Origin of the sequence: Microbacterium sp. 2RAF4, from assembly GCF_052115285.1 — a bacterium.
Taxonomy (GTDB): Bacteria; Actinomycetota; Actinomycetes; order Actinomycetales; family Microbacteriaceae; genus Microbacterium; species Microbacterium oxydans.
Window position 1 is genome coordinate 23,131 of record NZ_JBFRGI010000004.1, and the last position, 21,912, is coordinate 45,042.

Annotated in this window: 15 protein-coding genes; 12 read left to right on the plus strand and 3 right to left on the minus strand. The window is 68.2% G+C overall.

Annotation, left to right across the window (positions count from 1 at the left end; all coding sequences use genetic code 11):
* Nucleotides 1-142: 142 nt before the first annotated feature.
* The 9 genes from AB4070_RS15675 to AB4070_RS15715 all read left to right on the plus strand — a co-directional run bounded on the left by AB4070_RS15675 (nt 143) and on the right by AB4070_RS15715 (nt 14,949).
* A complete protein-coding gene (locus AB4070_RS15675) occupies nt 143-1,096 on the plus strand; it encodes a glycosyltransferase family 2 protein (protein ID WP_441980918.1) in 954 nt (317 codons plus the stop codon).
* Nucleotides 1,087-1,806 carry a CDP-alcohol phosphatidyltransferase family protein gene (locus AB4070_RS15680; protein ID WP_046746653.1) on the plus strand — a complete coding sequence of 240 codons (720 nt, stop codon included), beginning with the start codon at nt 1,087-1,089 and terminating at the stop codon, nt 1,804-1,806. The genes AB4070_RS15675 and AB4070_RS15680 overlap by 10 nt, the downstream gene beginning before the upstream one ends.
* The gene (locus tag AB4070_RS15685; protein WP_441980919.1) at nt 1,803-2,420 is read left to right on the plus strand and encodes an arsenate reductase/protein-tyrosine-phosphatase family protein; all 618 of its coding nucleotides are present in this window, start codon (nt 1,803-1,805) and stop codon (nt 2,418-2,420) included. Before AB4070_RS15680 ends, AB4070_RS15685 begins: the two co-directional genes overlap by 4 nt.
* A 199-nt stretch (nt 2,421-2,619) precedes the next feature.
* On the plus strand, nt 2,620-3,156 hold the full coding sequence (locus AB4070_RS15690) for a DUF4352 domain-containing protein (RefSeq protein WP_441980920.1): 537 nt from the start codon (nt 2,620-2,622) through the stop codon (nt 3,154-3,156).
* An 86-nt stretch (nt 3,157-3,242) separates the two neighbouring features.
* Nucleotides 3,243-7,958, plus strand: coding sequence for a PKD domain-containing protein (locus AB4070_RS15695; RefSeq protein WP_441980921.1), 4,716 nt, complete (start codon nt 3,243-3,245; stop codon nt 7,956-7,958).
* Nucleotides 7,959-7,969: 11 nt separating this feature from the next.
* Nucleotides 7,970-9,280 (plus strand): hypothetical protein, encoded by a 1,311-nt coding sequence (locus AB4070_RS15700; protein ID WP_441980922.1) that lies wholly within the window; start codon nt 7,970-7,972, stop codon nt 9,278-9,280.
* A 53-nt stretch (nt 9,281-9,333) separates the two neighbouring features.
* A complete protein-coding gene (locus AB4070_RS15705) occupies nt 9,334-10,686 on the plus strand; it encodes a polysaccharide biosynthesis tyrosine autokinase (protein WP_441980923.1) in 1,353 nt (450 codons plus the stop codon).
* Between the two features lie 194 nt (nt 10,687-10,880).
* Complete coding sequence (locus AB4070_RS15710) at nt 10,881-13,628, plus strand: right-handed parallel beta-helix repeat-containing protein (RefSeq protein ID WP_441980924.1); 2,748 nt, start codon at nt 10,881-10,883, stop codon at nt 13,626-13,628.
* 10 nt (nt 13,629-13,638) lie between these two features.
* Nucleotides 13,639-14,949, plus strand: coding sequence for a lipopolysaccharide biosynthesis protein (locus AB4070_RS15715; RefSeq protein WP_441980925.1), 1,311 nt, complete (start codon nt 13,639-13,641; stop codon nt 14,947-14,949).
* Between the two features lie 40 nt (nt 14,950-14,989).
* On the opposite strand, the gene AB4070_RS15720 is transcribed toward AB4070_RS15715, so the two are convergent.
* Genes AB4070_RS15720 through AB4070_RS15730 form a run of 3 tightly spaced genes read right to left on the minus strand, consistent with a single transcriptional unit; the run spans nt 14,990 to nt 18,850 of the window.
* Complete coding sequence (locus AB4070_RS15720; protein ID WP_441980926.1) at nt 14,990-16,126, minus strand: glycosyltransferase; 1,137 nt, start codon at nt 16,124-16,126, stop codon at nt 14,990-14,992.
* Nucleotides 16,123-17,319, minus strand: coding sequence for a glycosyltransferase (locus tag AB4070_RS15725; RefSeq protein WP_441980927.1), 1,197 nt, complete (start codon nt 17,317-17,319; stop codon nt 16,123-16,125). Before AB4070_RS15725 ends, AB4070_RS15720 begins: the two co-directional genes overlap by 4 nt.
* 4 nt (nt 17,320-17,323) lie before the next feature.
* Nucleotides 17,324-18,850: a sugar transferase gene (locus AB4070_RS15730; RefSeq protein ID WP_441980928.1), complete on the minus strand. Its 1,527-nt coding sequence runs from the start codon at nt 18,848-18,850 to the stop codon at nt 17,324-17,326.
* Between the two features lie 351 nt (nt 18,851-19,201).
* Here AB4070_RS15730 and AB4070_RS15735 point away from each other — a divergent pair, with 351 nt between their 5' ends.
* The 3 genes from AB4070_RS15735 (at nt 19,202) to AB4070_RS15745 (ending at nt 21,861) form a co-directional block, all read left to right on the plus strand.
* The gene (locus AB4070_RS15735; protein WP_441981121.1) at nt 19,202-20,344 is read left to right on the plus strand and encodes a low temperature requirement protein A; all 1,143 of its coding nucleotides are present in this window, start codon (nt 19,202-19,204) and stop codon (nt 20,342-20,344) included.
* Nucleotides 20,345-20,421: 77 nt separating this feature from the next.
* A complete protein-coding gene (locus AB4070_RS15740; RefSeq protein WP_441980929.1) occupies nt 20,422-21,375 on the plus strand; it encodes an intradiol ring-cleavage dioxygenase in 954 nt (317 codons plus the stop codon).
* 201 nt (nt 21,376-21,576) lie between these two features.
* Nucleotides 21,577-21,861: a hypothetical protein gene (locus AB4070_RS15745; RefSeq protein WP_127011755.1), complete on the plus strand. Its 285-nt coding sequence runs from the start codon at nt 21,577-21,579 to the stop codon at nt 21,859-21,861.
* Nucleotides 21,862-21,912: the final 51 nt, after the last annotated feature.

The following is a 21,912-nucleotide window of genomic DNA, read 5'->3' on the forward strand; positions in this document are numbered from 1 at the left end:
CGTATCGTGAACCTCTGAAGCCGCTCGTCGACGATGCTCTCGCGTATAGTCGTTCACCTGGGAGTCGACGTCGGTCGCGACTCTGGGGAATTCGACCGGCGACCCGAGGCGATCCGTGATCCGGATCCGGGGGGAGGATCGCGTGTCAATCGAGCACGGACGGCTTGCCGTGGTCGTGGTCAACTACGCCTCGGCGGGGTTGCTCGAGCGCAACCTGGTGACGGTGGAGCGCGAAGCGCGCGCGATCGATCAGCATGCGCTCGTCATCGTCGTCGACAACTGGTCGAACGCCGGAGAACGGCGCGCTGCCGCGAAGATCGCCGATGCGCAGGGCTGGCTCCTGATCGAACCGCGATCCAACACGGGCTTCGGCGGCGGAGTCAACATCGGGGTGGCGCGCGCGCTCGCCGAGGGTGCCACCGACGTCCTCGTGATCAATCCGGACGCGCACATCGATCGCGCATCGCTGCGCCGGCTGGCCGCAGTCACCGACGGCGAGCGCACGACCCTCGCCTCGCCGGTCATCACCGACTCGGACGGCAAGACCTGGTTCGCCGGGATCGATCTCCTGCTCACCGACGGCACCATGCGCGCACGCCGCAAGCGCGACGCCGAGGACACCCAGCCGTTCGAACCGTGGTTGAGCGGGGCCTGCCTGTGGATCACGCGCGAGGTCTGGGATCTCGCGGGTGGGTTCGACGACGACTACTTCCTCTACTGGGAGGACGTCGACTTCTCGCGTCGTGTCGTGTCGGCCGGCGGGTCACTGGCCCTCGTCGAGGAGGCCACGGCCGTGCACGACGAGGGAGGCACGCAGCGCGCGGAGCCAGAGACCTCACGCGCCAAGTCCGAGGGCTACTACTACTACAACATCCGCAATCGGATGCTCTACGCCGTGCGCCATCTCGATGACGAGGCCGTGCAGCGCTGGCGCCGGTCCATCCCGCGCACCGCCAGGGAGGTCATCCTCCGCGGTGGCCGACGACAGCTGATCCAGTCGGCCGCTCCGATCCGGGCCTATCTTCGCGGTGTGCGCGATGCCCGACGGATCGCGCGGACGCACACCTCGGTCCAGAAGGGCAGGAAATGGTCGTAGACGCCTATCATCGTCTCGCGCGCGCGCAGAAGGGGCACGCTCGTGGGGCGCCCGCCTACTCGGTGTACGTCAATCGGCGCATCGGTCGGGTGCTCGCCGCTGTCGCGTATCGGATCGGTCTCACCCCGAACCAGGTGTCGATCATCAGCGCGGTGCACTCCTTCATCGCGATCGGCCTCATCGCGTTCGGCCCTGTGAACGTGCCCATGGGCCTCCTGATCGCTCTGCTGCTGGTGCTCGGCTACGCCTGGGACTCCGCCGACGGTCAGGTGGCGCGTCTGCGCGGCGGGGGAAGCCCCCAGGGCGAGTGGCTCGATCACTTCATCGACACGCTCAAGATCGCCTCCCTCCACCTCGCCGTGCTGATCGGGCTCTATCGGGTGCTTCCCGATACGCCTCTTCTCCTGCTGATCCCGATCGTGTTCAGCATCGTCGCCACGACCACGTTCTCGGGCATGCTCCTGAACGATCTGCTCAAGGGCAAGCACGCGGTGGCGTCGACCCACGAGCGAGGAGGCGGGACCCTGCTGCGCTCGCTCATCCTGTTGCCGACGGACTTCGGGCTGGTGTGCCTCGTGTTCGTGCTGTGGGGGTGGACGCCGGCATTCCTCGTCGGCTACGGCGCTCTGTGCCTGGCCGCTGTCCTGTTCCTCGCGCTCGCCGCGGTGAAGTGGTTCCGTGAGATCGGAAGGCTCGGTGCCTCCGCATGACGGACGAGAAGATCCTGGTCGTGTGCGCGGCGAACGTGTGCCGGTCGCCGTTGGCGGAGCTGGCTCTTCGTCGCGGGCTCGGCGCGGATTCCCCCATCACCGTGAGCAGTGCCGGTGTGCGGGCGAACGACGGCGACCCGATCTGCTCGGCGGTGGCCTCGGTCCATGCAGACGAGGAATGGCAGGCCTGGGCGCAGGAGCATCGGGCGCAGCCGGTGACGATCGAGCAGATCGAGCAGGCGAGCATCGTGCTGACGGCCTCGCGCGACATCCGTGGCGAGCTGGTGAGGATGGCACCGCGTTCGCGTGACTGGATGTTCACGATCAAGGAAGCCGCCCATCTGGGGGAGGGCTTCTCGTCCTCCGCTTCCGATCGCGTGGTGGAGTACGTGGCGCACCTCGACCGTGCACGTTCCCGCGCCGTCCCGCTGACACCGCCCGCGGGTGTCGGAGCGCGCCTGCGTCAGCTGTTCCAGGCGCGGGGGACCGTGGATCCGACGAGCATCGCCGATCGGCACGGGAGTCGCGGTCACCTGGAGACGATCAACGAGGTCGATGCCGCCATCGCGACGGTCCTCGCGCAGCTCTCGGGCCATCGCCGACACGCGTCCTGACCGGTCACTTGCGGTTTTCCAGACCTCACACTAGGATTAGCCGACGCCGCGTTCCGCGCGGTTGAAGGGGACCTGAAGCCGAGGGGGCTTCGGGATTGGGGAATCTGGGTTCTGGGGAGCTGCAGTGTTCAACGTTTCATCATGCCGTTCTGGGGACGGCACTTCGCGCTCACGACGCGCGATCTTCATCGCGCCTTTGGTGGCGCTGGCACTCGTGACGGCCGGTTGTACCGCTGCCGCGCCCAGCGCATCGGAATCGCCGGCGCCGGAAGGCACCAGCACCACCGACTGGACGCCGCCCGCCGACACCGAGGCCCAAGGGCCCACGGAGGGCCCGGCGCTCACCGAGGAGAACGGAGCGCTCGACGCGCCGATCTCCCTCTCCACCGACATGGTCGTCACGATCGACAAGATCTCGACCACGACGATCAAGCCCGAGACACCCGGCGAATACGCCGGTTCCGCGGTGGTCGTCACGCTGACCGTGGCCAACGACTCGAAGCGTGCGCAGAGCGTCGACTCCGCGGTCGTCAGCCTCGTCACGGACGACGGCGACATCGGGGTCTCCACGACCGCCGGCCCGAACGAACCCCTGCAGGGCGAGGTCGCCGCGGGGGCGAAGACCACCGGCACCTACGTCTTCATGCTCGATCCGACGCAGGGGCGCTCGGTGAAGATCAGCGTCAACTACGCCGCGGGCGAGCCGGTGGCCACCTTCGCCGGCCAGCTGTCCTGACGCGCGCGTAATCACTCGCATCACTTTCGTTTTTCATTTGCACTAACTCATTTTCGAAGAAGAAAACTGGCGGCTGGGGAGTCACTATGGGGAACACAACGACCACGAGGCGAGCGCTGAGCGCACTCGCGTCTGTCGTGACGGCGGCGTTGCTCGTCGCAGGCATGACGACACTGGGAGCGCAGGCGGCGTCAGCAGACGTTCCCTCGACTCCGCCGCCTCTGCTGCAGCGTGACGACAATGTCGTCACCTCGGATCCGATTCCGACGGTGCAGATCGACAACGGCTACGTCTGGGCGCAGACGATGATCGGGTCGACCGTCTATGCGGTCGGCAAGTTCGACAACGCCAGGGCCCCGCTCGCCACGCCGGGAACGAGCCTGACGGCCCGCTCCAACGTGCTCGCCTACGACATCAACACGGGTCAGCTGCTCTCGTTCGCGCCGCAGGTGAACGGTGTGATCAAGGCCGTCGCCGCGTCGCCGGACGGCAGCCGCATCTACATCGGCGGATCGTTCAACTCCGTCAACGGTCAGGCCCGCTGGAACTTCGCCGCCCTCGACGCCGTGACCGGCCAGCTCGTGGCCGGCTTCAACCCGTCGATCGGCGGCAGCGGTGTCTACGCCCTCGCAACGTCCGGGACCAGCGTCTACGTGGGCGGGCTGTTCACGCAGGGCAACGGCACCGCCCGCAAGAACCTCGCCGGCTTCAATGCCGCCAACGGCGCCCTGCTGAGCTGGGCGCCGCAGACCGACCTCCAGGTCGACGCCATGGTCATGGACCCCGCGGGTCAGAACGTCATCGCCGCCGGGCGCTTCTCGCAGGTCAACGGCGACGTGACGATGCGCGGAACCGTGGCACTGGACAAGGCGACCGGCGCGGTCGACACGTCCTGGGCACTCCCGCAGACGGTCAAGAACGGCTCGAACACGGGCTCGAACTCCGGCAAGGCCGGCATCTTCGGTCTCGCCGCCGACGACAAGGCCGTGTACGGCACGGGCTGGGTCTACGCCGACGCCGCCACGGGAAACCTGGAGGGGACCTTCGCGGCAGAAGCCGGGACGGGCCAGGTCCGCTGGATCGCCGACTGCCTCGGCGACCACTACGGCGTGTACTCCACCGGCAAGGTCGTCTACACGACCAGCCACACTCACGCGTGCGGCACGATGAGCCTGCACCCGGAGCAGAACCCGCGCACGCACCGCTACTCGGAGGCGTACACGGCGGACGCTCGCGGCTCGCTGGGCAACCAGCCCGCAGCCGGCGGCACCTACAAGAACTGGGCGGGCACTCCCGCTCCGTCGCCCTACGCCTGGACGCCCGACTGGGCCGTCGGTGTGACGACGGGCATGGGACAGGCCGGTCTGTCGATCACGGGCGCGGGCAACATGATCTCGATCGGCGGTGAGTTCCGGTCCGTGAACAACGGCCGCTTCGAGGGACTCGTGCGCTTCTCGACGAACCCCCCTGGCGGAGCCAAGGACGGCCCCCGTCTCGCGGCGGCGAACTGGACCGGCACGGCGCAGTCGTTCATCCCCGGTCGCGTCCGCGTGTCGATCCCGGCCAACTGGGACCGCGATGACCTGACGCTCACGTACGAGCTCCGTCGCACCGGCACGGCCACTCCGGTCGCCACGACCACAGCCAACGGCACCTGGTGGAACCGGCCGTCCGTCACTCTCGAAGACAAGACGGCGGCACCGGGATCGCAGCAGGAGTACACGGTCAGCGCCAAGGACAGCGCGGGCAACACCGTCAGCAGCCAGGCCATGAGCGTCACGGTCGCGTCGGGGACGGTCTCGAGCTACACGAACGCGATCTCGGCCGACAACCCGCAGCTCTACTACCCGCTGGGCACCGCGCCGCAGGACTGGGCGGGCGCGAACCCTCCCGTGTTCGGCTCCGGCGTGACGTCGTCGGCTTCGGGCGTGGAGAACACCGCGACCGGCGCATCGACGTTCACCGGGACCTCCTCGGGGCGAGCCTCGTCGACCGACAAGATCGCCGCACCGGCGGAGTTCTCCACGGAGCTGTGGTTCAAGACCAACACCACCACCGGTGGCAAGCTGCTCGGCTACGGGTCAGCGGCCTCGGGCGACTCCACGAGCTACGACCGTCATCTCTACATGACGAACAACGGGCGTCTGGTGTTCGGCACCTACAACGGCAGCACGCAGACGATCCAGAACACCACGGCGCTGAACAACAACGCCTGGCACCATGCGGTGGCCACCCAGAGCGCAGACGGCATGAAGCTGTACGTCGACGGTGTGCTCGTCTCGTCCGCGGCCGGCGCGACCACCGCCGAGAACTACGTCGGGTACTGGCGTGTCGGCGGGGACAACCTCAACAGCTGGCCCTCGGCACCGAGCTCGAGCAACTTCAAGGGTGCTCTCGACGAGGTCGCGGTCTACCCGTACGCGCTCACCCCCGCGCAGGTGCAGACCCACTACGGCATCGGCAAGGGCTTCCAGCCGCCGACCGCGGCCTTCACCTCGACGCCGACGGATCTCGCCGTGGCGTTCGACGCCAGCACGTCCGCACCGACAGGCTCCGCCACGATCAGCGGCTACCGCTGGGACTTTGGGGACGACTCGGCCACCGCGACGGGCAAGACGGTGTCGCACACCTACACGGCCGCGGGTACCTACACCGTCAAGCTCACGGTGACCGACAGCAACGGCCTGGCCACCACGACGGAGAACCCCGTCACGGTGCAGGCGGCGAACGTCCTTCCGACCGCGTCCTTCGAGCTGTCGGGCACCGGGCTCTCGGTCTCGGCCGACGCCTCGGCATCGACCGACTCGGACGGCACGATCGCGTCCTACGACTGGAACTGGGGCGACGGTTCGACGTCCTCCGGGCAGGTGGCCAGCCACGTGTACGCCTCGGCGGGTACGCGCACGGTCACTCTGACGGTCACCGACAACCGCGGCGGCACGGCCACGACCACGCGGGAGTCCGTCACGACCCACGCGAATCCGGTCGCGACCTTCACCGCGACGGCGTCGGGGATGAACGTCGACGTCTCGGCCGCGGGCTCGAGCGCCTCCGACGGCGCGACGCTGTCGTACTCCTGGAACTGGGGTGACGGCACGGCCGCGGGCAGCGGTGCGACCGCCGGTCACACCTACGCCCAGCCGGGTGCGCACGACATCACGCTCACGGTGACCGACAGCCTCGGGGGATCGGCCAGCGTCACGAAGTCCGTGACCGTGCAGGCTCAGGTGTTCGCCGCGTCCGACTCCTTCGGTCGTGTCGTGTCGAGCGGCTGGGGCGCGGCCGACGTCGGCGGCACCTGGGCGCCGATGAGCGGTTCGGCCGCCGTCACCTCCGTCGGAGACGGCGTCGGCAAGGTGAACCTCACGCCGGGTGAGACGCGCGAGATGCTGCTGCAGGGGACCTCTCTCCTCGACACGTCCGCGCGCATCACCTACACGCTGGCCTCCGGTCCGTCGACGGGTGTGGCCTACGAAGGACTCGGTGCACGTCGCTCCGGCTCCAACGGGTACCGCGCACTCGCGTGGCACCGGGCGGACGGGACCACCTGGCTCGTGATCCACCGCAACGGAACCGCGATCGCCAGCACCGCCGTCGCCGGTCTCACGTGGACCGCGGGAAGCACGTTCAACCTCGCCATGGACACGACGGGGTCCGGGACGACGACCATCCGCGCGAAGCTGTGGGCTGCCGGAGCTGCGGAGCCCGCCAACTGGCAGCTCTCCACGACGGACGCGACGCCGGCCCTGCAGGTCGCGGGAGCGCCGACGGTCTTCTCCTACCGGGCGGGCAGCGCGACCGGCACCAACCTGGCGAGCTTCGACGACTTCACGCTGAAGAACCTCGGCGCGGCGACACCGCAGCCCGAGCCGCAGCCGGAGCCGCAGCCGCAGCCGCAGCCGAACGTGCCGCCGACCGCGGCCTTCACGGCGACGACCACGGGGCTGACCGTGAACGTCAACGGTGGGGCATCGACCGACTCGGACGGCACCATCGCGTCCTACGCCTGGAACTTCGGGGACGGATCGACGGGCACGGGGGCGACCAGCTCGCGGGCGTACACCACGGCGGGCACCTACACGGTGACCCTCACGGTGACCGACGACAAGGGCGCCACCCACACCGCGACGCAGCAGGTCACGGTCACGGCCCCTCCGGTCGACCCGCAGCCTCAGCCCAACCCGGCAGCGCTCGCGAGCGATGAGTTCGACCGGACGGCGGGTCCCGGCTGGGGCACCGCGGTCACAGGTGGCGCGTGGTCGATCGCCGGCGGTTCGCAGGCGGCGGCGACCGTCGCCGACGGCCAGGGCAAGCTGAGTCTGGTCGCGGGGGACACCCGCCACGCCACGCTCAACTCGACCTCGATCGGCGACGCGATCCTCGAGACGCAGTTCCGCGTCGACCAGGCTCCCGCCGCGGGCGGCGCCTACGTCGGCGTGATCGCGAGGCAGACCGCTGCCGGGAAGTACTTCGCCCGTGCGTGGCTCCGTCCCGACGGAACCGTGTGGCTCGTGGTGCACCGCGAAGGGACGGTGCTGCTGACGCAGGCCGTGCCCGGACTCGTGTGGGCGGCGAACACGTCGTACAGCCTGAAGGTGTCCGTCACCGGATCGGCTTCCACGGCGATGTCGGCGAAGATCTGGGCGACCGGCACGACGGAGCCCGCGAACTGGCAGATCAACGCGACGGACGCGACTCCGCTCGCTGCGGGTTCCGTCGGTCTCAGCGGCAACCGGTCGGGCAGCTCCACGGCGCCTCTGAACGTCTCGTTCGATTCGTTCCGCGTCACCGCGCCCCAGTAAGATCCTGACGCATGGCCACTGCTGTTCCGATCGCGCTCCTCGCCGTCGGAGGAATCGCAGCAGTGGCCATCGTCGTGTTCGTGCTCCGGCTGCTGCCGCGCACGGCATTCGTGGGCTGGGCCTGCGTCCTCTTCTTCGTGCCGCTGTGGGTCGGCGTCAACATCGGTTTCTACTGGGCTGCGATCACTCTGCTGACCGCCTTGATGATCATCGTCAACTGGTCGGTCGTCCCGCTCCGCGCCGCAGACGCCTGGGTCGTGGCCTTCGTCATCGTGATCGTCGGGCTGTACGGCTTCGGCACGGTCGATCTCCCGTCGCTCGTCGCCGCTCTGCTCGAGTGGGTCATCCCGTATCTCTGGGGACGCGTGGTGCTCGCCCGGGTCGCGCCGGAATGGGTCACGTCGACGATCGCGGTCGTCGCCATCGTCGCAGCCGTCCTCGGCATCATCGAGTTCTTCACCTCCTTCAATCCTTTCGTCCTGATCCCCGGATCCGGCGTCGTCTACGACACCTGGAGCCCTCTCCAGGAACGAGGCGGGGTGCTGAGGGTCGAGGGCGCGTTCGGCCACTCGATCGCCCTGGGAGCGGCGCTGGCGATGTCGTCGGCGTTCATCGTGGCGACGAAGTGGCGGCTGATCCCGAAGATCGGCGGCGTGGTGATCGTCGCGGTGGCGACGGTCCTGACGTTCAGCCGCGCCGGACAGCTCACCCTCGTGCTCACGCTGGTGCTGTCCACGTTCCTCATCGTCGGGGTGTCCACGCGGTTCCGGGTCGCCGTCGTCACGGCCGGTGTCATCGGCACCGCCATCGCCATCCCGATCATCGACTCGGTCTTCGGGGCCGCGGGCGACGAGGCAGGCGGCAGCGCCGACTATCGGACCGATCTCCTGGTGCTCCTCCAGCAGGTGCAGCTCTTCGGCAACCCGGGGGACTGGCACTCGCTCGTGTCGGGGGACTACTACCTCGGCTACTTCGCACGTTCGGTCGACAACGCCCTCGTCCTCACCCTGCTCCGGTACGGCTACGTCCCCACACTGCTGATCATGGCCGCGCTGGTCTGCGCGGCGATCATGACCGTGCGACGCTCGACCAGGAGCCCGGCGTCGATCGCCGTCGTGGGGCAGCTGCCGAGTCTCGTGGTGGTGGCGTTGATCACGCAGTACAGCATGTTCCTCTGGTTCTGCGTGGGCCTCGCGATCACATGGGCGCGCGACGCGGACGTGATCGGCAGAGGGCGGCAGCAGTCGGAGGAAGCACTCCGAGACGGGCTCGGACCCGTGCAACGGCAGCGCATCGTCGGGAAGCCCCCTGCGCAATCATGAGGTCACAGGAACGAACACCTCTAGAATCGAAGTCTCAGGGGGAATGGGGAGTCATGGGCGAGAGCCGGGTGAGTCTGCGCGTGATCGCCGGCTCGTTGCGCAAGTTCTGGTGGGCGATCGTGCTCTGCGCCGTCGTCGGGGCTGCAGGATCCTTCGGGTACGCCTCGTTGCAGACACCCCTGTTCCAGGCGACGACCTCGTTGTACTTCGCCCTCAATCAGGGAACCAGCGCCTCTGACCTCAACCAGGGCTCTGTGTACACACAGAGCCAGATGCTGTCGTTCGCCCAGTTGGCGACCAGCTCGCGGGTGCTCGACCCCGTCATCGAGGAACTGGGGCTCGACACGACTCCGCGAGCGCTCGCGAGGGACATCGAGGTCACGATCCCCCAGAGCACGGTCACGTTGCGGATCACGGGGATCACGGACGACCCGAAGGCAGCGGCCGAGCTGGCCGATGCCGTGGCGGACCAGCTCATCATCGTGGTCAAGGACGTGGCGCCCAAGGACCCGCAGGGCGAATCCACGATCACGGCGCAGGTCATCGACGACGCGGTCGTACCCGAGTTCCAGTTCACGCCGAGCAAGCCGCGTGACGCCCTCCTCGGAGGCTTCCTCGGGGGTGTCCTCGGCCTCGCCATCGCGGTGCTCATCGGAGTGCTCGACACCCGTATGCGCAACGAGGAGACGCTGACGGAGGCAGGTGGCGACCCTGTTCTGGGCGTCGTCTCGAAGTCGCCTCTCCTGGCCATGCGGGGCATCGCCGTCGCGCAGGAGCCGCTCGGCCACACCTCGGAGGAGTTCCGCCGTATCCGTTCGGCTCTGGCCTACGCGAACGTGTCCTCGCGGGTGAAGGTGCTGCTGGTGACGTCGGGCATGCCGGCGGAGGGCAAGTCGACGATCTCGGTCAACCTGGCCATGACTCTCGCCGGTCTGCGCAACTCGGTGCTGCTGATCGACGCCGACATGCGGCGGCCGCGGGCGCACGAGCACGCAGGCATCGACGGCTCGATCGGTCTGACCAGCGTGCTGCTGGACGAAGTCGAGTTCGAGGTCGCCAAGCACAGTGTCGCCGACAGCACGCTCGACATCCTGCCCGCAGGTACCATCCCGCCGAATCCGGCGGAGCTCCTGACATCGGCGCGCATGAACCAGCTCCTCGACTTCGCCGCAGCGGAGTACGACTACGTGGTCATCGATTCGCCGCCGATCCTCAGCGTGGCCGACGCCAACCTCTTCGCCACCCAGACCGACGGTGTGATCCTCGTGGTCGACGCGACGAAGACGCGCCGCGCCGCGCTCGCCAAGAGCATCAAGTCGCTCGAGTCGGGCGGTGCCCGCATCCTCGGCACGGTTCTGAACCGCGCGCGGCCGGAACGTCACCGCAGCGAGTACTACAGCGACTGACGGGATATCCGACGCCGCATCGTGCCACGATGCGGCGGAGTATATCGGTGCGTCGCCGTTTCCGTTTGTCTTCGCCGGGATGGCCGGGGTATTCTTCATGAGTTGCGAGGGGGACTCGCACTTTGCTGCCCGGGGTTGAAACTGCGGCGGAGCTGCGGGGTGATCATGAATCTGCCCCAGAAGACGGTGACACCGTGCCCACTCCGCTCCTCGACCGCACCTCACACGAGACTTCGAGTCCGCCCCGGCGACGCACCCGCAAGATGCTCGCAGGAGCGCTGACCGCTGCCGTCGCGCTCACGACCGCGCTGACGGCCGCGCTGACGGCCGTTCCTGCGTCGGCACTGGCCGATGACGCTCCGCTCGTCGCACGGTCGGCCGATGCCACGGACGCTCCCGTCATCGCTGACGACATGGACCGCACGGTCGATTCGGGGTGGGGGACCTCGCCCGACGGCCCATGGCGTGTCGTGGAAGCGACGGCGAGCGTCACCGGCGAGCAGGCGCTGCTCGCGAGTCGCAAGCCGGGTATCACCGCCAGGGCCACCATCGACGGTGTGGTCCCCGCTGACGTGGACAGCCGGTTCTCACTGACCGTTCCCGAGCTGCCCGTGGGAGGGCCGCTCTACCTCTCCCAGGCGGTCCGGGTGTCCGGCGCCGACTCGTACGGAGCGCGCGTGCGCGTCCACCCCGACGGCTCGGCCTACGTATCGGTCGTGCGGCTCACCGACCTCATGCGCGTGCAGCATCTGGCCGAGCGTCGGCTTCCCCTCACCGTGACGAGCGGTGACACGCTGACGGTGGCGTTCAGAGTCACGGGCACGAGTCCGGTGGCGCTGGCGGCCAAGGCCTGGGAGTCGAACGCCGTGGAGCCGGCGGACTGGCAGGTGACGTACTCCGACGACTCGAACGCGCGGATTCAGTCCGCAGGCGGGTACGGCTTCGCGCTCTACACGTCCTCCGGGGCGAGGGCCGCTGTTCCGGTCGGAATCGACGACATCTCGGTCACCGCCCCCGTGCCGTCCCCGGAGCCCACTCCTGAGCCCACTCCTGAGCCCACTCCTGAGCCCACGCCGGCCCCCGAGCCCACGCCCGCTCCTGAGCCCACGCCCGCTCCTGAGCCCACTCCGGCTCCTGAGCCCACTCCGGCTCCTGAGCCCACTCCGGCTCCTGAGCCCACCCCGGCTCCTGAGCCCACGCCGGCCCCTGAGCCCACGCCGGCCCCCGAACCCGAGCCGGTGCCGCCCGTGACGCCCGAGGGCGTGCGCGGCGAACCCGGGGCCAAGGCCCCAGGGACTCTCGTGTACGAAGCTCCGGCCACGGCGGTCTACGTCTCACCCGCAGGGTTCGACGGAGCCTCCGGCACCAGGAACGCGCCGGTCAAGTCGGTCGCTGCCGCGCTCCGCATCGTCCCGAACGGGGGGACGATCGTCCTGCGTGGCGGCTCGTATCACGAAGAGGTCGTGGTGCCTGCGCAGAAGCGGGTCACCATCCAGCCGGCACCCAACGAGTCGGTGTGGTTCGACGGCGCCGAGCCCGTCACCGGCTGGAAGGCCTCGGGAAGCACCTGGTTCGTCGACGGCTGGAACACGGCACTCGATGCGAGCCCGACCTACACGAAGGGCGCCCCCGACAACACTGCGGCGGAGTGGCGATTCGTCGATCCGGCTCACCCGATGGCCGCGCACCCGGATCAGGTCTGGGTGGCAGGAGTCCAGCTGCGAGAGGTCGCATCCGTCTCCCAGGTCGCAGAAGGCACCTTCTTCGTCGACGATTCCGCCAAGCGCCTGGTGATCGGAACGAACCCGTCGGGCAAGTCGGTCGAGGCGAGCGTGCTCACTCAGGCGCTCTCCATCCGCTCCGCAGGGACCGAGGTGCGCGGAATCGGAGTGCGCCGATACGCCACCAGCGTCCCGCAGATGGGCACGGTCATCGCCGCTGCACCGCACGTGTCGCTCACCGATGTGACGATCCGCGACAACTCGACCACCGGCTTCTACTCGTGGGCGCCGTCGACCACGTTGACCCGTGTCTCCCTGATCGGCAACGGTCTGCTGGGCGGAGGCGCATCGCAGGCCGACGGACTGACCGTGACGCAGATGTTGTCCGTGGGCAACAACATGGAGCACTTCAACGACGCACCGGTGTCCGGTGCGTTCAAGGTCACCCGCACCAGGGGAGTGACCGTCGAGGACAGCGCGTTCCTCGGGAACGACGGCCGCGGTCCGTGGTTCGACGAGTCCGTCCTCGATATCGCGTTCACCGGGAACGATGTGATCGGCAACACCGGGCACGGCGTGCTGGTGGAGCTGTCCGAACGTGCGGTCGTCGCCGACAACGTCATCGCTCGCAACGGGGAATTCGGTCTCTGGGTGCTCAACTCCGGCAACGTCAAGATCTGGAACAACACGCTGGTAGGCAACGGGAACCGGAACATCAGCATCGCGATGGACGCCCGCCGCGCCTCCGACCCGAACACGCCGGGGCACGACCCGCGGACGCGATACGCACCCGAGGCGTCCTGGATCACACGGAACATCGTGGCATCGAACAACATCGTGGCCGAGAGCGCGGGCAACTGCCTGGTCTGCGTCCAGGACTACTCCTTGCAGTACACGGGTTCGCAGATGATGTCGAGCGTCAACGGGAACCTCTACCACCGCACGTCGCCGGGCACCCCCCGCTGGTTCTCCGCGTGGTCGAAGGGCTCCGTCTCGAGAGACCCCGCGGTGACGGATACGCTGGCCGCGTTCACCGCTGCCACGGGGCAGGATCGACGGTCGCAGTTCGTCGAGGGAGCGCCGGTGGTCGACGCCGGCTTCGCCCTGCTGCCGCAGTTCGCCGCGATTCAGGGTGCTGTGGCGGTGCCGGTGCCGTCTGACATCGCCTCAGTATCGCGACTCCCCGGCAGCAGCACGACGCTGGGAGCCCTGCCCCGGTGACGATGTAAGCATGGGCTCTCTTCTCGCTGTCGGCGCGCGTGCGCTGACGATGGTCATCGCGCTGGTCTGCGGCGTCATCACGACCCGGATGATCATCGGCGGCGCCGGCGTCGACAGCTTCGCCCTGTACACGTTGTTGACGACCATCCCCTCGCTGCTGACCTTCACGGACCTCGGCAGCGGCGCGGTCCTCGTCAACGCTGTCGCGACCAGCACGAACGTGCGCACCGACGAGAAGCTGAGGTATCAGCTCACCTCCGTCGGCCGAGTGCTTCTCACCTTCGCCGCCACGGCGATGGCGATCAACACGGTCCTCGTGCTCACGGGTGCCTGGGAGCTGGTGTTCGGTGAAGCCGGGGGGCGACCGGGCGCCTCGTTGGCCGCTTTCTACTGCGTCACGATCTTCTGCCTCGGCATCCCGCTCGGGGTGTGGGCGCGGATCATGCTGGGCCAGCGTCGCAACCACATCGTGATCCTCCTCCAGGGGCTGATCTCGCCGCTCACGATGACGGGCGTCTGGCTGATGCTCACCTTCGGCGGCGACAACCTCCATTCCTTCGTGGCGATCTCCTCCTTCGGTGCGTCGTTCCTCGTGTCGGTGCTCGGCATCCTCATCACGGCGCGCACGACTTCGCCGCTGATCCCCTCGGCCGCCCGGATGGTCCTGCGCCCTCGCCGCTACCCCGGCGTGCGGGTGATGGACGTCGGGTGGCCGATGCTCGCGCAGATGGTGACGTATCCGATCGCCGTCGGCTCGCAGCGCTACGTGATCGCTCAGCTGGGCGGACCCACCGACGTCGCCGAGTACGGCGTTGCGGGCCAGGTTTTCTTCGCCCTCAACGGACTCGTGATGGCCGGTGGGCTCGCGCTCTGGCCGCATTTCGCGAAGAGCCGCCACGACGGTGACCTCCGGCGTGGGCCGTTCCTGCTGTCGGTGCTGTTCGCTGCGGCGATCGGCGTCGCGACCGTCATGGTGTGGCTCGTAGGCCCGTGGCTGTTCGGGTTCATCACCCAGGGCGAGTTGACGGTGCGCACGAGCACGATCTTCGCCTTCGGTCTGATGATCATGATGACGGCGGCTGTGTACCCCCTGGGGATGTTCATCATGGACAAGCCGGGAATCCGGTTCCAGGTGATCCCCACGCTCAGCATGGCGGCCGTGGGCATCACCCTCTCATTCGTGCTCACTCCCGTGCTGGGCATCGCAGGCCCCCTGATCGGCGTCGCCTTCGCCCTCGTCGTGTGCCAGCTGATCCCGTTCTCGATCTACATCGTCCGGAACAAGAAGCGGCTCACCGTGGGCGAGCTGGAGCAGGTGTAGCGGGAGCGCTGACCCCCGGGCAGGCGTGGCAGCCCGTGGGTCAGCCCAGGAGATGCGTCGAGATGCTGGAGCGGTAGACCGACGGCGCGTGCCTGCGCAGGGCCTCGGCACGGCTGTCTGCGACGGTCGAGACGATCTCATCCCACCGCGCGTCGATGTCGGTCAGCGCGGAAGCGATCGCCTCCGCATCGCCGGCCGCGACGAGCGCCGCAGTGCCGTACCCGCCTGCTGCCTCCCGGAGACCGCTGCTGTCGCTCGCGATCACCGGTCGCAGGGCGAGGACGCCTTCCACGGCGGTGTTCCCGAAGGGCTCGTCGACGCGCGACGGCACGAGCAGCACATCGGCCTTCTCGAGGAACGGCCAGATGTCGGTGTGGAATCCGGCGAAGTCGACGGTGATCCCGGCCTCGGCCGCCTGGGAACGAAGGTCGCGTTCGAACCATTCGTAGCCTTCGAAAACCGCGCCGAGGAGGGTGACCTCCACTGCGCGCCCGGCGGAGTGGAGGCGCGAGGCCGCCGCGATCACGAGGTCGGGCCCCTTGCGGGGGGAGAGACGCCCGATGTAGAGCACGCGGAGGGGGCCCTCGGTGCGGGGACGGGGAGAGATCGGGTGCGGGGGAGAAGCGACGCCGTTGTACACCACGTGGGAGCGCCGGGCCAGGGCGGGGAGTGCGGCGCGGATGGTGTCCAGGCTGAACCGGCTGTTCACGAGGCTCTGATGGGAGGCCAGATGGGGGGAGTAGAGGAGGGCATTGACGATCTTGTTGCCCGAGGCCTCGGCTTCATGCACGTGGCTCACGGTGCGGACTCCGCGCAGCCGGGCGATCAGCGGCCACTCGGGGATGATGATCGTCGAGACGTACACGACGTCGGGACGCAGCCGGCCGATCAGCCGCCAGGCAGCGCCCAGACCTCGGAACGTGTCTCGGAACAGCCTCGGCAGTCCGCGCGGGGTGAGCAGCACTTTGCGGAGCACGAGCATCGGCAGGATGACGACCTCTGCGCCGGCCGCGCGCAGCTCGTTCACGAGAAGGCCGGAACTCGGCAGAGCGACGACGACACGCGCCCCCGATTCGACGAGGCCGATCGCACTCTCCAGGAGCATGCGATCGGACCCGAACATCTCGGCGCCGGGGTGGACGAGAAGGACGGTCGGCCGCTTCGACTCGCTGCTCACGGCGTGCTCGATTCGGCGCGGACGGGTGCCCAGTCCGCCGACCGTCGGCGTGCCCGCCTGGCCGAGGGGTGAATGGTCGCACCCTCGGAGATCCGCTGTGCGAGTGCTTCGTACTCGTCCGCGACATCATCCCAGCGGAAGCGGGTGCGGGCGATCTCCTGCACGGCGCTGCCCTTGGTCGCGGTCGCTGCCGGATCGGACTCGGCGGCCATCACCTGCTCGGCGACCTGGGCGGCATCGGCGAAGAACCAGCCGTTGCCGTCGAGCACCTCGCGGTTGAAGGGGACATCGAAGCCGATGACAGCGGTCCCGGCCCCCATGGCGCGCAGGAGCGAGGGGTTGGTTCCCCCCACCGAATGGCCGTGCAGATACGTGAGCGCATTCGCGTAGAGCGCATCGAGCAGCTCCTGGTCGTAGACACCACCCACGAGACGGATGCGGTCGTCGCCATCCGCCACTCGCTGGATCTCCTGGGTGTACCCCGCACTGTAGGGCGCCGAGCCGACGACGACGAGCGGCAGCTTCGCGTCGCTGTCGCGGTAGCCCCGGACGATCTCGAGCACATGGTTCTCGGGTTCGAACCGTGCCACGACGAGGTGATACCCCTCAGGGGTGAGGTCCATCTCGGCGACGCCGCGTTCCGGGAGCTGGTCGAGGATCGGGGCGCCGTAGCGGATGAGCTCGGTCGGAACGTCGAACTGGTGCCGGTAGTAGTCGGCGATTCCGGGTGCATCCGCGATCAGCGCATCGGCCGTCCGCACCCCGAACTGCTCAGCCCAGCGGTAGTACGCCTTCCCGCGCGGACCCCACTTCGAGCGTCGCCATTCCAGCCCGTCCATGTGCAGGGCGACCGGCGCACGGCGCAATCGCAGCAGGGGCAGGAACGGGGAGTTCGCCGCGTTGAAGACGAAGGTCGCGTCCGGTCGCCGCCGGAACACGAGGTGCAGGGCCGACAGGCCCGTGTGGCTCAGCGTCTCGATCTGCTTCACGGGGATCGCGGGAAGGTGCACGACCCTCATGCCGAGGTACTCCTTCTCGCGCCGCTCGGAACCGCGGGTGTACACGACGACGTCGTGTCCGCGGTCCGCGAGCCGGCGTCCGACCTCTTCTATGGCGGTCTCGAAGCCGCCGTACGCTGCGGGCACTCCTCTGGTCCCCACCATCGCGATGGTGAGGCGGTTCGAATTGCTCATCCGATCAGTATGCCCCGCTGGGCTGCACCATGACCTTGGCGGTGCGCCACATGATCTGCAGGTCGTTCATCACGGACCAGTTCTCGACGTAGCGCAGGTCGAGCCGCACGCTCTCGTCCCAGGAGAGGTCGCTCCGACCGGAGACCTGCCACAGCCCCGTGATCCCCGGCTTGATGTACAGGCGACGGAAGACGGTGCCGTCGTAGGCGGTGACCTCGCTGGGCAGCGGCGGCCGAGGCCCCACCACGCTCATGTCGCCGATGAGGACGTTCCAGAACTGCGGCAGCTCATCGAGGGAGAGCTTGCGCAGCACTCGGCCGACCCGGGTGACGCGCGGGTCGTCCTTCATCTTGAACAGGAGTCCGGCGCCCTCGTTCTGCTCCTTGAGCAGGGCGAGCTGCTGCTCGGCGTCCGTCTTCATCGACCGGAATTTGACCATCTTGAACCGTCGACCGTCGCGACCGACCCGCTCCTGGAAGAAGAAGACCGGACCGGGGGAGTCCAGCTTGATCAGCAGCGCCAGCACGGGAGCCAGCAGCGCGATGGGAATCAGTGCCATCGTGGCCACGGCGATGTCCAGCGCGCGCTTGAGCAGGTGCTGGCCGCCTTCATACGTGGGGATCTGCACCTGGATCAGCGGCAGTCCCTCCACCGGCGCGAAGGAGATCCGCGGACCCGCGACGTCGGTGAGACGACTCGAGAGCACGAGCTCGGCGGCGGTCCCTTCCAGCTGCCAGCTGAGCTGCTTCACGAATTCGGGCTCGCCCTCGGGACGGCTCGCGACGATGATCGTGTCGGCGCCGACCTCGGCCGCGACCGACGACACGGAGTTCACGTTCCCCAGGACCGGGAACCGCGTGTCGTCGATCACGATGTCGCGCGCGTTGCCGTCGAGCAGCGTCGCGCCGACCACCTGGTAGCCGGATGCGCCGATCGGGTGCAGCGTCCGGACCACATACTCCACGTCGTCCCTGTTGCCGACGACGAGAGTGCGGGAGGCGAACCTCCCCTGGGATCGCTGCTTCTGCAGCCAGTGACGCCACAGCCACCTGGTCACCAGGAGAGTCAGCACTCCGACGGGCAGCCCCAGCAGCAGCGTCAGTTGCATCGTCTTCCAGGCGAGCAGCACCGCCACGATGGCGATGATCCCGAAAGCGAGCCCCGTGGCGTGCACGACGCCGCGGTACTCGGTGGCGCTGGCGCGGAACAACGCGGCGTCCCGCGTGTGCAGCGCGCTCAGCAGGAGGTACCACAGCGCGGCGAGCGGAATGCCGTCGCGGAGGACCTCAGGTCCGGAGACGCCGTTCGCCAGTTGGATCGCTGCCGTCAGACCGAGTGCGAACAGGATGACGGCCGCATCCGTGATCCGCAACCGCATCCGATAGCGACGCTCCCACTGACGGCGCCGTTCCAGAGTCGCCGAAGCGCGCGGCGTGACCACCGTGCGCGTCACCGACTTCGTGGCTCGCGGAGCCGCGACCGGCACGAAGCCCGTACGAGCGATGCTCAGGGCATCCTCGACGGAAGTCATGCCGAGGCCCCATGAGCCGTGAATGTACGCAGAAATCCCCAGTGCGACATGTGTTTCCCCAGTTTCCCCAGACCATGAACCCCACGTTCACGGCTTTCGTCTGCGTCCCGACCCCTCGGGTCCTGCTGAAACTCTCCATGATTCCCACATCACGGAGTGCGTTCTCACCGTCCCACACGGTGATCGCTGACAGCAGGCACTGCAGACTCGAGCCAGTGTAGCGGAACACGGGCTCCACCGAAAGGTAATTCTGTTGATTGGATGAACGGCGGCTGCGGGAAGCGGCCGCCGGAGGGCTATCCTGTCGCGGTGACCGCGAACATCGACCGTCCACGCTTCCAGCTCCGAACCATGCTGCCGCGCGACCCGGCGCAGCCGCATCGCACCGCGAGTCCGCTCGAGCTCTTCTTCGACCTCGTCTTCGTGGTGGCGGTGAGCATCGCCTCCGCTCAGCTGCACCACGCCCTCAGCGAAGGAGAGTTCCTGCACGGCATCACCTCCTACGCGATGCTGTTCTTCGCGATCTGGTGGGCCTGGATGAACTTCACCTGGTTCGCCACGTCGTTCGACACGGACGATTGGCTCTACCGCGTCACGACCTTCGTGCAGATGGGCGGCGTCCTCGTCTTCGCCGCCGGCATCCCCCGAGCGTTCAACGAGGGGGACTTCACCGTTCCCGTGCTCGGGTACGTCGTGATGCGCGTGGCGATGGTGGCGCAGTGGCTGCGGGCATCGCGGTCGGCCGGTCCGCTGCGGTCGGTGACGCGCCGATACGCGTTCGGCATCGCCGGCGTCCAGGTGCTGTGGATCCTGTTCCTCCTCATACCCACCGGCCCCCTGCAGCTCGCCGCGTTCGTGCTCTTCGCCCTGATCGAGATCAGCGTCCCGGTGTTCGCCGAGTTCCGTAAACAGAATCCGTGGCATCCGCATCACATCACCGAGCGCTACGGACTCTTCACGCTCATCGTGCTCGGCGAGAGCCTGCTGGCCTCGGCGAATGCGATCATCGACGCGCTCGACAAGGTCGAGAGTCTCGGGCCGCTGATCGCGATCTCGGTGTTGACGCTCGTCGTCACGGCGTCGCTCTGGTGGATCTACTTCTGGCCGCCGCATCACCGCGCCATCTCGAGCTTCGCGCGCTCGCTGCGCTACGGGTACACGCACTACTTCGTCTTCGCAGCGGCGGCCGCCTTCTCGGCGGGCATCGAGGTGGAGCTCGACGTCCTGACCGGGAAGAGCCATCTGTCGAACATCGCCGCATCGTTCACGGTCACCATCCCGATCGCGATCTTCCTGGTGGGCATCTGGTGGATCGCCATCCGCGAGAACGCGGATCGTGTCGTGAACACGGTCGTCCCGGTCGCGGCGGTGCTGGTGCTGCTCGACCCCGTGCTGCCGGTCCCGGTGACGCTCACCGCCCTCATCCTCGTCGGTGTCGTGGTGGTGCTGGTGCTGCGTCCGCCGGTCGATTCCTCACACATAGAAAAGGCATAGCGGGCGCAGGCGCGCCTGATCGGAAGCTCCGCGACGCTGGTGGACATCACCAACAGCCCGTCGAGGAGGAGAGCATCATGAGCATTCCGGAACCCACCCAGACCCCCGATGGTCCTGCGTACGAGGGGAGGCTGCTCGATCGTGTCGACGAGGAGGTCGTCGACCAGGGCGCAGCCTTCGACATCCGCACCCTGCTGAGCCGGCGCGGTGTGCTCGGCCTCGCGGGTCTCGGTATCGGAGCCGTGGTCCTCGCGGCCTGCACGCCGTCCGACTCGGGCGGAGCTGCGACGTCGACACCGACACCGAGCACGACGACGACATCGGATGGCGACTCCGTGAGCGTCGATGAGATCCCCGACGAGACGGCGGGGCCGTATCCGGGGGACGGGTCGAACGGGCCCGATGTGCTCGAGGACGCCGGCATCGTGCGTCAGGACATCCGGTCCTCGATCGACGGCGGAGCGACGGCGGAGGGCGTGCCCCTCACCTTCGAGCTGCGGGTGATCGATCTGGCGAACGGAGGCGTGCCTTTCGCCGGTGTCGCCGTCTACGCGTGGCACTGCACCGCCCAGGGAGAGTATTCGATGTACTCCTCGGGGCTGGAGGACGTCACCTACCTGCGGGGTGTGCAGGTGGCGGACGCCGACGGCAGGGTCTCGTTCACCTCGGTGTTCCCCGGGTGCTACTCGGGCCGCTGGCCGCACATCCACTTCGAGGTGTATCCGGACGTCGGCTCGATCACCGACTCGACGGCAGCCATCGCCACCTCGCAGCTGGCACTTCCGGAAGCGGCATGCGCGGCCGTCTACACCGAGTCGGCCTACGACGGATCCGCGAGGAATCTGTCGCAGATCACGCTGGCGAGCGACAACGTCTTCGGCGACGATTCCGGAGCTCTGCAACTGGCCACGGTCACGGGCAGCGTGCAGGGCGGATATGCGGCGACGCTCGTGGTCGGCGTCGATACCGGGACAGCGCCCGCCGCGGGCGGAAGTCAGGGTGGGCCCGGCGGCGGCCGGCCGTCGAGCTGAGCCGAATCGGGGCTTCGGAGGCCGAGAGGGGAGATCTGCTATGCTTATCGAGCAACGTGTGTGCATCGCCCCTCTCGGCCGCCACGTCGCCACTGATCAGGGCCATCACGGACCGCGCACATCGATGCGTGCGGAATCCGCCCTCGGTCTCACATCTTGCGGAGCGCCACGCGTGTCCGCCACACAGCAATGAGTATGACCATGAGCAGTACCACACTTCCCCCTTCCGACCCGTTGACCTGGAAACAGGCCGACGTCGATGTGCACGTCGCGACGCGCGGCGGCGAGTTCGCAGGCTTCGTCGAGTTCGACGGCAGCGCGCACCTCGTGCGCGACAATCACGGCACCGAACTCGGAGTCTTCGATTCGCTCGATGCCGCCTTCCGCGCCCTCGAAGACGCGAACCGGCCCTCCCGGTCGACCCCCGACTTCCCCTCGATCCTTCCGCGAGCGTGGCGACGCCGGACCCGACGCGCGCGGGCCTGAGCCCCCTCGGACATCCGCAGCCGGGCTCGACTGAAGGGTCGGCGAGAGGTT